Origin of the sequence: Sulfurimonas sediminis (assembly GCF_014905115.1) — a bacterium.
In the GTDB taxonomy this organism is placed as follows: domain Bacteria; phylum Campylobacterota; class Campylobacteria; order Campylobacterales; family Sulfurimonadaceae; genus Sulfurimonas; species Sulfurimonas sediminis.
This window is the reverse complement of sequence record NZ_CP041235.1, coordinates 1,906,398-1,920,486: the sequence shown is the minus strand read 5'-3', so window position 1 is coordinate 1,920,486 and position 14,089 is coordinate 1,906,398. Positions and strand designations below refer to the sequence as shown.

The following is a 14,089-nucleotide window of genomic DNA, read 5'->3' as shown; positions in this document are numbered from 1 at the left end:
AAATATAATATAATGTTATGATTAATTAATATAATTAAATAAAGGTATAAAATATGGCTCTAATAAAGATTTTTATTGCTTCAATAGTTCTTATGTTTAGCATAAGTGGATGTCAGGGTACCAACAGTGATTCAAGTACTATAGTAGTAAATAGTGCTCTAGGTGTACCATCGGTTAAAATCCGCTTAGAAAATAGCAACATTGATATAACTGCGAATGCTCAAACTGCACAGGTAAAAGTTCTAGCCTTCGATGAAAATAATCAATCGTTGCAATCAGGTTCTGTCTTTGTACGTTACCCAAGTGAAATTGTTAGTCAAAATGTAAGTGGCGGTACATTCCGTGAGAATGAAGTAGCTATAACAAATGGTGAAGCGATTTTTACATTTGTCGGACCAGACCCGTTAAAAGCTATAAACCCTTTGGATTTTACTTTTGTATATAAAGAAGATACAAATGTTACAACAAATTTGACAGTGAATTATAAACCAGCAGTTCCTACTGTAATTTTAACTAATAATAGTGTAACAGTAACCACTAACAGCCAAATTGTAAATATAGATGTGAAAGTCATATCTGAAGACAATACGCCATATCCAGATGGAAATGTAAAAATATTTTATCCGGATGATGTAAGAAGTGGTCGTGATATAGGTGAATTTGCCAGTCCAACTGTTGCTGTGTCTAATGGAATAGCCAGTTTTGTATATACAGCCCCAAGCAGATTAGACGAAAATACTTCAGATATAGTTTTTAAATTTTATCATGAGGCTAATCCTTTGGAACCAAAAACATTTACAGTGAAAATTGTTCCTGACGTAAACCAAACAGTACTTAACAGCTATTTGCTGCAAAGTACTCTCTCGGATGAAAATGCTACAATTGGAATAAACAGCAGTAAACTGATGTCATTTTTTATAACCGATGATACAAACACTCCTATTTCTGACAGTAATGTGACATCGGTTACAATAGAAATGTTAAATCCGATATTGGGACAACTAGAGGACACTAAAGGAAATTCTGGCAACAGTTTAACAATACAAAATAATAATAATGTTACTGTAAACCTTCAGACAAATACTGTTTCCGGTATTCTTCCGTTAAAGGTTACAGCAGTTTTTACAGACTCAAATAATAATCAGCAAACATTAACGAAAGTTTTTAATATAGTTGTGTTGTCCGGACCTCCGAGTGCTATCAGTTTTTCATACGCAGGAACCGATTCACAGTCAAAACAAAACGATGCCAAGATGATTGAACACTGGGTTATTACCGTTACAGACAGATATAATAACCTTGTCAATACAAATCCTGCAGTTTCAATGGGTGCTATAGTCGGGTATGTGAAAAGTTCTCCGCGCGCAGCTTCTAATGCAGGAAACTATCTCTACTATGAACCTACGGAAGTGAACGGAACTATTAACAGTTCCAGTAATAATTTTACAACTACTGCAAATGTATTTGACAATGTGGATCAGACAAATGATTATTTGGTGACTTTCGGAGACGGATATACATATAACGTTTCAGGAAAGTGGGATATTAACACAAATAACAGTAATACCTTAGATCTGCAAGATACCTATGAAGGAAATGATACTTCAAACTTGGGCTTTGCAGTAGGGCATAACTACAGACAGGACACTTGCGAATTTGGTACCGAGTGGGTTGCAAATGTTTATCCGGAAGATGCAGGGAACTATGTCATTGACAGTACAGGAAGTATGCGTATAAATGTAGAGTATGACTATTATCTTGTTGGAAAAGATGTTGTTCTGTGGGCTAATCTTGTTGGAAAACAATATGATAACAATACGACTGTAAAAATAGGAGAAGCCCGTAAGATTACGCTTAGAGGTGCGGGATTGGTTGGAGAAAGTTATAATTTTGCAAAAGGATTTAGTGGACTAGTCCGATTAAAAGTTTCAATTGCTGATACAATTGAATGGTATAGAAATGCTAGATTTGGATATAATATACAGGTAACAGCAGATGATGCAAACTGGACAGTTACAGGAAGTTCAATGGATAATAGTATAACTTCATGTGGTAACAATAGGGGAACAGGATACGTAGATATTAACTTTACTTCACCTACAGGTTCGGCAGGAACAGTGAGTTTAACAAACCTTATACTTCTTAATGAATTTTAACAACAAAGGAAAAAAATGAGAAAAAAAGTAAAAAAAATAATACTGGCACTGTCTTTGGTTTCATGTGCAGTTATGGCAAATGATACACAATCTCTCGTTGGTATAGAAGGCGGATACAGCAGTCTGAGTTATGAGCAGAATATTCCATACAACAATGACACATATACACTCGGTAGTGCCGGAGTTAAAGTAGGTGCACAAAATAAAAATTATAGAATATTTGCGGGTGCTCGTTATTATAATTCCAAAAATTTTGATTATATGACGACTTTAGGTGTTGAGTTGCAGTATCTTATAAATGTATCTCCGACTGTGAATTGTTTTATTGGTCTGAATGCAGGAATAATCAATATCGGTTTTACAAGAAATAATTTTTCAAGAACGATATCAGATAATTATTATGGTGGAGATTTAGGATTAAATTTCCATGTTGCAAAATCAATAGATTTGGAATTAGGTTTGCGGGTTATGGATATTGAAGCAGAAAATACGCAAAATAATATTACATATAAATTTAACACTTTGGTTTCGGGATATGGCAGTATAATTTATAAATTTCAAATGGATTAGTTTTTTTTAATATGACATTTTGTAATAATATTGATAGTTTATAATTTATTAATATATAATTTTTAAAATAAATTATATGGGAAAATTATGAATTTATCAAAGGATGAAGAGGCGAAGTTTCGTAAGCTTGGGATTAATTCTGTTTTGGAACTTGCCTTACGGGTGCCTCATACCTATGAAGATTACAGACTTCATGAAAAATTACTTCCGCAAAAAGCACAGCTCATAGATGCGACGGTTGAGTCTGTTTATAAAGCTCCAAATTCTATTCAAATTACTTTTTTTGCGCACAATCTCGGACATACTGTTCAGGGAGTGCTTTTTCGTCCCAAGTCTTACATGCTACATCAGTTTAAAGCAGGGGAACGGGATTATTATTATGGTGTGATAGACTGCAAGCAGGGACACTGTAGTATGAGTATGCCGAAAAAAGTCGCTAAAGTAGGGACGATTACCCCAAAATATAAAACGGCACTCAGAAGCGATGTTATGCAACGGCTTGTACAGAGTTGTCTTACAAAAGAAAACCTGTTACATGTAAAGTTGCGTGAAGATATTGCCGAGGAGCTGTTAGCACTTCATTTTCCAACAGATGAATTTTTACAAAATAAAGAGTACAGTGAAAAAACATTTCAGGCGTTAAAATACACGGAACTTTTTTCCTATATGCAGATGCTAGCCGGAAAAAGACGTTATTTTCAGGCGCTCTCTTCACACTCAAAAGAGTATAAGTCATGGTGTAAAACGCTCCCTTTTATATTGACTGATGAACAGTTAAAAGCTATAGACGATATTTATCTGGATTTGAAAAAAGATGTAGCGGCAAAACGTATGGTTGTGGGAGATGTAGGGAGTGGAAAAACAATGGTTATTTTGGCTGCTGCCTATATGAATATGCCAAATCGTTCAGTGCTTATGGCTCCGACAACCATTTTGGCAAATCAGCTCTTTGAAGAAGCCCAAAAACATCTGCCCCAATTAAAAATTACGCTTGTCACAAATAAAACAAAAAAAAGAGATTTAAGTCAATATGATTTTATTATAGGTACTCATGCACTTTTATACAGAGAATTGCCACAAGCTTCACTTATCATGGTGGATGAACAGCATCGATTTGGTACATTACAGCGCAATATGCTGGAAAAACTCGTAACCGAGCAGGAATTAAAACCGCATTTTATTCAGTTTTCAGCCACTCCGATTCCAAGAACACAGGCGATGATAGAGAGTGCACATATAGATGTGAGCCTCATTACTACCACACCTTTTACTAAAGATATAGATTCCAAAGTGATTCATAAAAGTGACTTTCAATCCTTACTGTTACATGTAAAGGCTGAAATAGCAAAAAACAATCAAGTGTTGTTAGTGTATCCTCTGGTACAGCAGAGTGAAGCGTTTGATTACCAGAGTATAGATGAAGCACGGGGCTACTGGGAAAGAAATTTTGACAATGTTTATGTGACGCATGGGAAGGACAAAGACAAAGAACAGGTACTGCTTGATTTTCGAGAAAAAGGCAACATATTGATAGCGACCACTGTTGTGGAAGTCGGTATATCGCTGCCTCGTTTGAGCACTGTTGTTATAGTGGGAGCAGAGCGTTTGGGACTCTCAACACTGCATCAGCTTCGTGGACGGGTGAGCCGTACCGGTTTAAAAGGCTACTGCTTTTTATATACCAACAAAAAAAAGTCTGAGCGTTTAGAGGAATTTATACATACAAAAAGCGGATTTGACATAGCAAATTTGGATTTGAAGTTTCGAAAAAGCGGTGATTTGCTCAAGGGGATTTCTCAAAGTGGAAGCCAGTTTAATTGGGTAGATTTTGCACAAGATGAAAAAATAGTTAAAATGGTAAAAAAAGATTTAAAAGCTGTTTCTAAGCCTTAGTCTTTAAAGGCACAAAGCCCGCACTTAAAGTACGGGTTCCGGGTTTAATAGAGTCCGAATTTTTTGTTCCCCATTTTAAAAAGAACACGTGTTTTGTTTTCATTGTCTAAAAAGATTTCAAATGTTTTATCACTGTTTTTAAGATCTTCCAAAACATCTTCGACTTCACGAGGCTTGTAGAGTTCAAGCTCTACCGGAATGATTTCATCTTCCATTGCCTCTGCAGCAGCTTTTACATCGACTTCTTCAGCTTTAACTTCATTTAAACCGACTTTTTGGTGGTCAGTTACTTTGTCGTGGAGACGGCGGAGTGATTTTTGTGCTCTGTTTGTTGCTAAATCAATTGCAGCATAGGCATCCTCATCATTTTGCTTGATTACTATAGTGTTTTTATGTGCAAGATTGATGACAAACTCAACAATAGCATGTTCTTTGCCCTTTTTTGTCTGTGTAGAGACAACAACATTTACCGAAATAATATCTAAATTAAATTTTTTTAGTGTTTCGATAGAAGCTGAAATATGCTCTTTTAAAGCATCAGTAAGTTCTACATTTCTTCCTGTCATGCTGATATTCATGATTAAATCCTTTTTTAGTCTATTGGAAAAAAAATTATACCATTAAAAAGTTTAATAAAAAGTACGAATCTATAATTTTTGCAGAGTTCTTTTGAAATATCTGACAGGTTCAGTAGCAACTGTTGTATCATTTACATCTACGGTTATATCCATAAGAACAGATCCGTTTTGTTCGGGTGTGGTGACTATTGTATAGAGTGTGCCTCTATTTGCAGCAGGTATAGCATCGCAAACAGCTTGTGCCTCATTGACTAAAGGTGTATCGGGATCATCATAATACACATATTGTAGTTTGATATTAATATTATAAAGTGTGTCTTGAGTGAATGTTGTGTCTAAATTAGAACAGGGAGGGCTTTGCGAGATTCTCAAAAGTGCATACTCCGCTGCACTGTGCGCAAGAAGCACGGACTGTTCATACAGGTAAGTATCTGTAGTACGTTTTGTTGTTTGGGAAGTAAGACTTATTGCCAATGCCATAATAGTCGCAATGATGACAATAACGGCAATTGCCATAATCATAGCAATACCTGAGCGAGTGCTCCTTAAAATACTGTTTTTTCTTTGCATAAAGAGTAATCTCCTCCATCTTGACTGAGTACAGTACTTTTTGCACATACCTGAATCTTTATAATAGAACCTATGGCGGTAAAACGGAAGGTGCTGACATTTTGCATAAGCAAACTTCTTTTCCCATCTGTGGCTATCTCACCTTTCCATGGTTGGTAATTGTAGTAAAAATATAAGTTATTGTTTTGTAATACAATTGCATTTGCCGTCCATGAAAGTTTATAATATTCATAAACCTCATGAAAATTTCCAGTACCAGCAGCAGGAATAAATTGACTTATATTGGCGTCATTGTTAATTGGATGCATTGTGCGATTTTGATCAGTAATTTGCCCATTCCATCCGTAACCACTTTGAATATCACTATCTGATCCTATAAAATAAAGAGCACCGTCATTAATGTTACTATCATTATTAGAGAGTACTGTAATAAGTCTGTTTTCAGCAGATGTATTTGTTTCGGGAGAATAAAGAGCATTACCATTACTTGTATTTGAACCCAAATCTATAATACCACTCCAGTTTGGAAGAGAATTACCTCGGAATCCGTCTTCATCGCTTGCAATCCACTCGAGTACTGTAAAACTATCACCAGTTGCATCTGCTACGGCTACAACCGTTCCATTTATTTCTGTTCTGGCAATTACAGAGTCTTTAATTCTCCCTTCTAAGCGTTTGGCTATAAACTCAACTGCCGCTTCACTGTTTGACTGGAGTTCATGGTTTATTTTTGAAAATATAAAACTGTTGTAGGCTTGAGCTAAAAATTCTACACCAAATTTTCCTATAATTCCCATGATGACAATGACAAATACTAACTCAAGCATAGTAAAAGCAGCATGTTTAAATCGCATTAAAAGCTCCTTTTAGCATAATCTACTTCGCCAATATTGGCACTATAGGTATGAAGTTTTGTTGTAATGTTACCATCTGAGTTTTTAATTGTTATATCAACTCTTTTCATATTTTTACTAGCAGCAGTCGTTTCGTTGAAATCTGCATAAGAAACATTTATCTCCATTGTGTAGTTGTTTTTGTATCCCTCGGCTGAAGTTACCACACCGCTATTGTCTATAAATAAATGAACTGAAACATTATTAAAATCATCCATATCATTATAAATACCGTTGTCAGTTGCTTCAAATCCTAAAACTGCAGTTGGTTGCACTACAGAAAAATTATTGTCGAGACATCTTCTGTGTTTTTGCTCAAATATATGCCCAGACCGTCGTTTTGTAGTTTGGTTACAGTCATTAACACTTGTCCAAATTACTTGCGAATAGATACTATTATTTGGGGTAGAATTTTCATCCCATTGGTATGTCAGAATTTCATTAAGTTTGCCAGAACTGGCAAAAATTGCTTCTTGAACAAGATTGGTGTCTATACCCTTAGATATTGCTTGATTCATCATTGGGAGTGATATAACTGTAATAGATATAACTACAATAGCAAAAATCAACTCAATCATAGTAAAAGCATATCTTCTTACCACATAAGTCTCCTGCTCGTAGTGTCAGATGCATTGTTTAATGTGGTAGTATTTGTCTCATGCACTCCAGCCCAGTCTGTGTTAGAACTGACAAATTCTACCTGAAACTCATTTTTAGTTGCATTGGCATTGTATTTATTATAGATGAGCCAGCTTGAAGCATTGTTTTCCATTGTAGTTTTATACGGATAACCTTTTGTGCCATCATATGTTAAAGGCACTAAGGTTATACCTGTGTTGTTGGTTAGTGTACCAACAGTAACTGCTCCTGCACTATTTTTTTGTGTAATTGTACCAGGCGTACCATCTTGAGGAGCTGTATGTTGAGTATTGATAAACCATCGTGGATCGTCTGTACTGTTAGAATTCGTACCATTTGGTAGAAGTGTTTTGTTGCAATCATTGCCATAACAATATATTTCATAAAAGAGCGAAATATTTCCATCAGTGTCTACAATAGTTTGTCTAGGTGCGTGTGTTCGTCCATAGTAGTGTCTAATAGGAATAGTCGAATTTAAATCTTTTACACCTTTTGTCGTTTTGTTATTTACCAAGTCAGCATTAAAAGTGCAATCCGCGGCCGCATTTGTACAGTTGACCTGATACTTTATAAAAGTAAGTGTTGTCGGGTTGACAGCAGTCTCTTTTTTTCTCACATAGTTCATATTTAAGTGTGTCTGCATTGTGCCGTTTAAATTTTTGAAAAAATATTCTTTTGTTGTTTGGATGAGTATATCATCACTTTGTTGTGTTGCATTTGACTCTGTAAGAGTAATATCGAGTGTTGTATTGATTTCGCCACTTGAATTGATATCATGAAAGCGTACTTTGTAATCGACATGATCACCGTTTGAATCATTTAAATCTCTGTTGCTTGTAGAAATGTTTATATCCAAAGGTACTGCATAACATTTGTCTACAAAGTTTGTAAGGGCAACATTGTTTTCGCCTAATGCTGTAATGCTCCCGTTTAAGTGGTAAGACATATTCTCATCCAGTGTATTGTTAATGTCTGCCATATAGATATACGGTGTGGTGCTTGGTACAGGAGTAAACAGCAATCCGATAGTAGGGGTGACAGCTGTTCCTCCTGCAATTGCATTGAGATCAAACTTATATGGATGGAATGTTATATTATAGTCTCTATATTTTATATTTAGATTGCTATTTGTATGATTACTTGTAATTGTACAACCATTGAGTGGTAGTGCATTAGTTGTAGTAGATGGATTCTGTACTATATCTGAATCTTTGATACAGTCCGGTATATTTGCATTTAAGAAGTGACTACCTATATGGTGATTCATATATATTGGATTATTGTCCACTGATGTCCAAGTGGTGTCTTTTACATATAATCTGTATTCTCCAACTTGATTTACAGATGTATTTTGATCGATTACACCATTTAAAAACCTTAAATTTGAAACTGGCTTTTTGTTTGCAGTATCATTACAGCCACTTGTATCTGGTACGTTTCTAGGTTCCCATTTATATTCGAATGTGTCACTAGAGGATATATTAAATGTTTTTGTATACCCGACTGAAGGTTCATTATCTGCATAGCTTGTTGCATTAATCTCTAAGTTGTAGTTATAACCAGAACTGAGATTTAGTACTGATTCTGATGGCGAAGATACACCTGATATATTATCGGCAATTCTTGTTAATGAAGCAGACGTTGTTTGGTTTTGGTCATTGAACTTGATTGAAAAAGCTTCTGGACGGAGTGAAAAGTTGTCTCTTGAACATATATATTTTGTATTGTATCCATATATACATTCCATACAGGATTTTAACTGGGTTTTTGAAATTATTGCACCATCCGTACCACAAGCTGTGTTTATATCATTTGTGGAATTACCATTGACTTCAACAGATTGCGAACATGATGAGAGGTTTGCGAGTAGTTCATTGTAATTGTTTATGGTATATTGATCTGCTCCAATCATACTAATGTTTACAAGAGAATCACTACCTTCATTTGTCAAATTTAAAGATACTCTAAATGCACTGTTTTCTCTAACCTCTTTGAAAAAGCCAGTTGGTGGTGTAAAATCTACTATGCTTACATTGTTCTCAAAAACAACCCATTCTCTGTCTGTAATGAAATTATACTGTTCAAAACAAGATGCGTCAGTATTATGAAAAGCACCGGCGTCTATAGCTTCTACTGCTACTATCGTTGATTGTGGTTTAAGAGTATCATAATTGTTTGGATCTAATGCAATAACTTCAAACCTTCCTTCTCTTTTTATAACTTGAGTTGGCAAATTATAATATTGAGTATTGTCATTATAGTAGTTTTTATGTACTATGTTAAAAATTCCACTGGTTGGTGTATACTCAAATGCTGAACCACTACACATTGGTATTTCTTTAGCAAGTTTTAAAAGATATGGAATAGTGGTGCCTGCAGATGTTATATTATATTGTGCAGTAAAATTTATAGGCATATTGATGTTAGAGGTTTTTGGATCTAATTGATAGTAAAAGTAGAAATAATCATTTGCTTGCATTGTGCCAATTGATACACCTTGTATATAACTATCTCCACTACTGTTTGCATCGACTGTTTTTGGTATTAAGTCTCCAATTTGTGCAAGTTTTGTAGTTGAATCTATATATGGTGCCTGCGTTGTATTTATATCTAAAACATTTATTTGCATATCTGTTACATTTATATCTGAATCAACAAGGTTTCTTAAAAAAATGGTAACTTCTATAGGAGAGTTTGTAGATACATTTCCAATTATTGAAGGGTCTTTTGTTCCATCATTATCTTCTGTAAAGTATCTGTTATCTTGTTTATAAGCATAATCGTAACAAAACGTAGGTACATATAACTCTGTTGATAGTGCTATTGCGTCAACAGTATAAGCATCTCCTCCTGAAGATAGTTCTATTTTTGTAGATGTTTGATTATTTTGAATGATTTGAGGATGTGCAGTATCTCCATCAGCACCAATACTAAAAGTGTCTATATCAATACCCATTGTATTTGGTATATCTGGGTTTCTTATTTCATTATTTGTTATTGTAGAATCAAATATATTTGTTTTACTATTTGGATATGCTGTATTGTTTGTTACATCTATTAAATTACCACTGGTATCTGCAACTTTTAGATAGTCTTGTCCAAACTCTGTAGTTTTTTCTCCTTCAACTGCAAAAACAGATATTGTTGAGACGACATTTGATGATTTGGGTGTTAAGAATCCGCTAATATTAATATCTATAGTATTACTATAAACCTCTTCATATCCACTATAGAGTGAAATATGCTTATATGTTTCATTAGTATTTCTATAGACAACTGCTATGCTCCAAGCACCATAGTTGCCATAGTTTCTCATCCATCCTTCTGTAGATGCTACATCAGCTACTGTTACAGTTATGGAACTACCATTAAAGTCTAAATTTGTAAATTGTTGAGTTATATCTTTATATGCTGAATATCTAGAGTAGTTTAGATTTTCACCATTAATTGTAGCATTAGTACTTTCCGCAATTTCTGTCCATCCTTCAGTTGAGTCATATCCATCTGTAGTTGTCGTTATACTAATATAGTTCCCATCCGCTATTTTTAATTTAACACTTTTAGATGCAGATAACTGAGTATCTATAGATGAACCATCTGCAAAATTATGAATCATACCAGACCAGTAGAGCCTGGCATATATAACCTCACTGTTGGCAGGAATTGTTAATGTTGAACTTGAGGAATTTTTTGTAGAGTTGTCATTATCAACATCAATATATTTCATGTAAGAGAAGTTATTTGCATCATAATTACTAACATTAGTCCAACCATTTGCCCATACATACTGAACTTGACCATTTGAAATTCCTAGCCCGTAACTTGTTTGATCGTCAGATAAAAAGTAACCTTCATCTGTTTCTTTATTGTTATTTGTATCTACTCTTAAGATAGTATTACCTATGAGTTTGATATCTCCATATACTTCTGTAGCATATGGAGTAGTGTTTTGAAATTGTACTTCAGCCGCATAAATTGTATAGTTGATAAGAGAGAACAATAATGTTGTTTTATATAATAGGTTCATTCTAAATCCTTGAGAAAAAGGGTACACAATATTTGGGCTCATGTAGTGATTAACAGAGACAAATATAACATTATACTCTTATATTTGCTTATAGGCAGCTTAATTGTAAAATTAATTAATTAAGATTAAATTTATCTATATTACTGTAAATTATATATTTAGAAAATAAAAAGGATTAATATGAAAAAGTTAGGCTTAAGTATTTTGGTGCTGTGCGCATTTTTAGTTGTAGTCTCGAGTGCATTAGATGATAAAGCATCGAGAGATGAGAGTAGTGCAAAACCAACAATTACTAATTCAAACAGTGGAGATGATTCCGATTACAGTGATTCAAGCAGTGAAGATTCAAAAAGCAGTGATTCAAGCAGTGAAGATTCAAAAAGCAGTGATTCAAGCAGTGAAGATTCAAAAAGCAGTGATTCAAGCAGTGAAGATTCAAAAAGCAGTGATTCAAGCAGTGAAGATGATCCTGATTTAGGAGTAATTCTAACAGAAAAAGATTTAGGGTGTGGTACTCAAGATATAACTTTTGGTCACTGTATGAGGTATCGACATATGTATGATAGCGATAATCATAGTTCTGAAGCAGAAAAAATGAAAAAAGAATATAAATATTGGATGGGAATGAAACCTTGTCTTGTCAAATGTGTTATGAAACATGGTGCTCATCATGGGGATAAAACAAAAATGCCAGAAAAAATACGAGCTTGTCAAAAAGAATGTATATGTACACCACTTATGAAATGTAATATGAAATATAATCCTTCAAAAGGTGGTGGTCGTTGTAAGAAAGATTAATTCTTCTGTTCTGAGTTCTCATGATATTTTGTAGGTGATATTTAATATATTATGTGCATCACCTACATTATTTTTATAGATCTTTTTGAAACTGTACTGAGATAGCTTAAAAATGTGTATAAGAACAGTGTCATTCCAAACATTTCAAATAATTCTTCTATTGCCTTTGCAAAGTGTTGTACTGTATAATTTTCAAGATTATAATGATTTATTATAAAGTAGTAGAGATTAAAAGTAGATTTTTTATCTAAACCTTCGATAAAGTCCAATAACACTGCTGTTGTAAGAAAAGAAAATGCCAAAACAATAGTAAGCATCATTTTGCTCCTACCAAAAATTTTCCATAAAAATACAAGCATAAAAACTCCAATAAAGATAAAAATAGGGAGCAAGATTATTTGCCATGAGTAGCTAGGAAAAAAACTAAACATTGTATGAATAAAACTATTTTCATTGTTCTGGTCTGTGGCAATTAATTTAAATGTAGAACCTAGCCTCTCATGTATTAATGCTCCATCATCTGCGGCTAGGTATGTAAAAAATGATCCAAGTATTATCCATCCAGTTTTTACAAATTTATTTATTTTTTGATGGTGAGTATATAAAAATAGAATAAGCCATAAAGTAAGTGCTGTCAGTAATGTCTGAGCAGTCATAAACCATGATGAAAGACTATCTTCTCTTGCTATATTAAAAAGCCTTCTTATTGGCCCATAATTAATAAATTTATTATAATTAATAATCACATCTAAAACCAAAAAAATGATTTCTATAGATATAAAATAATATAAAATTGTTTTAGCAATGCTAGATGCATGGATTTTAATTTCTATATCATTGTTCTCTTTTTGCATACTTTCTCCTTCTTTGATTGTTAAACAATTAAACAAAGCATAATCTATACCTAAATACTTATGAGATTTTATATTTATTCAAATTAAAGCAATTATCGTTCTGCTTTTAACACTTGGTTTTTATTGAACTGAGGTTATTTAGTCAGTGCCTCTTGCCTGTATAAGCTCAAATTTAGTAAGGGTTTGCTAATATTTCACTTCTTTTAAACAAATGGCCTGTTAGCTCAGTCGGTAGAGCAAGTGACTGAAAATCACTGTGTCCTTGGTTCGATTCCGAGACAGGCCACCACTTATTCAGATATATTTTCTCTTATCTCAGATATAAAATTTTTGAAATCATTTATAGAATTTAAAAAATTATAGAGTTTCTTTGTGTCAATTGTTGTATATTCATGGATAAGAAGATTCCCAAGTCCTATCATTGCAATGTATCTTGGGGTATTAACTTTGTTGAGATATTTGAACCTGGCAAGAAGTTCTATACACTCTCTATAGTTTTGGGGCTTTCCCAAGTTAAAATGATTTGTCACTTTACAGCTAACATCTATCATTATTTGTATAGATTCAAAAAAACCATATCGCAGTTCCCATTCATAGCGTTTATTGGCAGCGATATCTTCTGCTTGCATTTCTTGTTTTAGCTCTTCTAATATTTTTATATTTTCTTCAAGCTGTTTGAGTTTTGGCAATATTTCCATCTAATATCCTTTGCTTGAATGTCTCGTTTTGTTCATCGATAATATGTTTGAAATCAAAATAATAGTGCATAGAATTTTCTTTAAAAATATTATATTTTTTATGATTATGTATAAATACAGGTATATGGTTTAAATATATATTGTACGCTAAAAGTGGAGAGTTTTTATAAAGTTCATTTAGGATGATAAAATCTATTTTATTGTTAAGTTGTGTTTCAAGATCGGAAATAATTTCTCCCATCTCAAAAAGATCCAACTCTTTTGTAGTCTGCACAGCAATGTCGATATCACTCATTTTATGCTGTTGGTTGTTTGCATACGATCCAAAAAGAAGAGCATTTTCAATTACTTCATATTTTTGCAAAATATTTTTTATTTGTTCAATCAACATCCATATAACCTTTCAATGGTCT

12 protein-coding genes and 1 tRNA gene are annotated in these 14,089 nt (G+C 33.6%); 5 read left to right on the top strand and 8 right to left on the bottom strand.

The features are described 5' to 3' along the window. The first annotated feature begins 269 nt into the window (after positions 1-269). The 3 genes from FJR45_RS10325 to recG all read left to right on the top strand — a co-directional run bounded on the left by FJR45_RS10325 (position 270) and on the right by recG (position 4,619). Positions 270-2,156 (top strand): autotransporter outer membrane beta-barrel domain-containing protein, encoded by a 1,887-nt coding sequence (locus FJR45_RS10325; protein ID WP_193150451.1) that lies wholly within the window; start codon positions 270-272, stop codon positions 2,154-2,156. A 15-nt stretch (positions 2,157-2,171) separates the two neighbouring features. Next, the gene (locus tag FJR45_RS10320; protein WP_193150450.1) at positions 2,172-2,726 is read left to right on the top strand and encodes an outer membrane beta-barrel protein; all 555 of its coding nucleotides are present in this window, start codon (positions 2,172-2,174) and stop codon (positions 2,724-2,726) included. An 87-nt stretch (positions 2,727-2,813) separates the two neighbouring features. After that, positions 2,814-4,619: an ATP-dependent DNA helicase RecG gene (gene recG / locus FJR45_RS10315; protein WP_193150449.1), complete on the top strand. Its 1,806-nt coding sequence runs from the start codon at positions 2,814-2,816 to the stop codon at positions 4,617-4,619. Between the two features lie 44 nt (positions 4,620-4,663). Here the strand turns inward: recG and hpf are convergent, their stop codons facing one another. The 5 genes from hpf to FJR45_RS10290 all read right to left on the bottom strand — a co-directional run bounded on the left by hpf (position 4,664) and on the right by FJR45_RS10290 (position 11,326). Continuing rightward, positions 4,664-5,197, bottom strand: coding sequence for a ribosome hibernation-promoting factor, HPF/YfiA family (gene hpf, locus FJR45_RS10310; protein ID WP_151899583.1), 534 nt, complete (start codon positions 5,195-5,197; stop codon positions 4,664-4,666). A gap of 69 nt (positions 5,198-5,266) precedes the next feature. After that, entirely contained in the window at positions 5,267-5,767 is a 501-nt protein-coding gene (locus tag FJR45_RS10305; RefSeq protein ID WP_193150448.1) for a hypothetical protein, read from the bottom strand. Next, complete coding sequence (locus tag FJR45_RS10300; RefSeq protein ID WP_193150447.1) at positions 5,743-6,621, bottom strand: type II secretion system protein; 879 nt, start codon at positions 6,619-6,621, stop codon at positions 5,743-5,745. The genes FJR45_RS10305 and FJR45_RS10300 overlap by 25 nt, the downstream gene beginning before the upstream one ends. After that, positions 6,621-7,262 carry a type IV pilus modification PilV family protein gene (locus tag FJR45_RS10295; protein ID WP_193150446.1) on the bottom strand — a complete coding sequence of 214 codons (642 nt, stop codon included), beginning with the start codon at positions 7,260-7,262 and terminating at the stop codon, positions 6,621-6,623. Before FJR45_RS10295 ends, FJR45_RS10300 begins: the two co-directional genes overlap by 1 nt. After that, a complete protein-coding gene (locus FJR45_RS10290) occupies positions 7,256-11,326 on the bottom strand; it encodes a hypothetical protein (protein ID WP_193150445.1) in 4,071 nt (1,356 codons plus the stop codon). Before FJR45_RS10290 ends, FJR45_RS10295 begins: the two co-directional genes overlap by 7 nt. 180 nt (positions 11,327-11,506) lie before the next feature. Here FJR45_RS10290 and FJR45_RS10285 point away from each other — a divergent pair, with 180 nt between their 5' ends. Further along, on the top strand, positions 11,507-12,124 hold the full coding sequence (locus FJR45_RS10285; RefSeq protein ID WP_193150444.1) for a hypothetical protein: 618 nt from the start codon (positions 11,507-11,509) through the stop codon (positions 12,122-12,124). A gap of 62 nt (positions 12,125-12,186) precedes the next feature. Here FJR45_RS10285 and FJR45_RS10280 read toward each other — a convergent pair whose 3' ends face one another. Beyond that, positions 12,187-12,978, bottom strand: a complete 792-nt coding sequence (locus tag FJR45_RS10280; protein WP_193150443.1) for a DUF8692 domain-containing protein — start codon at positions 12,976-12,978, stop codon at positions 12,187-12,189. 213 nt (positions 12,979-13,191) lie between these two features. Here FJR45_RS10280 and FJR45_RS10275 point away from each other — a divergent pair. Further along, positions 13,192-13,267, top strand: a tRNA-Phe gene (locus FJR45_RS10275). Between the two features lies 1 nt (position 13,268). Here FJR45_RS10275 and hepT read toward each other — a convergent pair. Together hepT and mntA are read right to left on the bottom strand one after the other, a co-directional pair. Next, the gene (gene hepT, locus FJR45_RS10270) at positions 13,269-13,676 is read right to left on the bottom strand and encodes a type VII toxin-antitoxin system HepT family RNase toxin (protein WP_193150442.1); all 408 of its coding nucleotides are present in this window, start codon (positions 13,674-13,676) and stop codon (positions 13,269-13,271) included. Beyond that, complete coding sequence (mntA, locus tag FJR45_RS10265) at positions 13,645-14,067, bottom strand: type VII toxin-antitoxin system MntA family adenylyltransferase antitoxin (RefSeq protein WP_193150441.1); 423 nt, start codon at positions 14,065-14,067, stop codon at positions 13,645-13,647. The genes hepT and mntA overlap by 32 nt, the downstream gene beginning before the upstream one ends. Positions 14,068-14,089 lie beyond the last annotated feature (22 nt).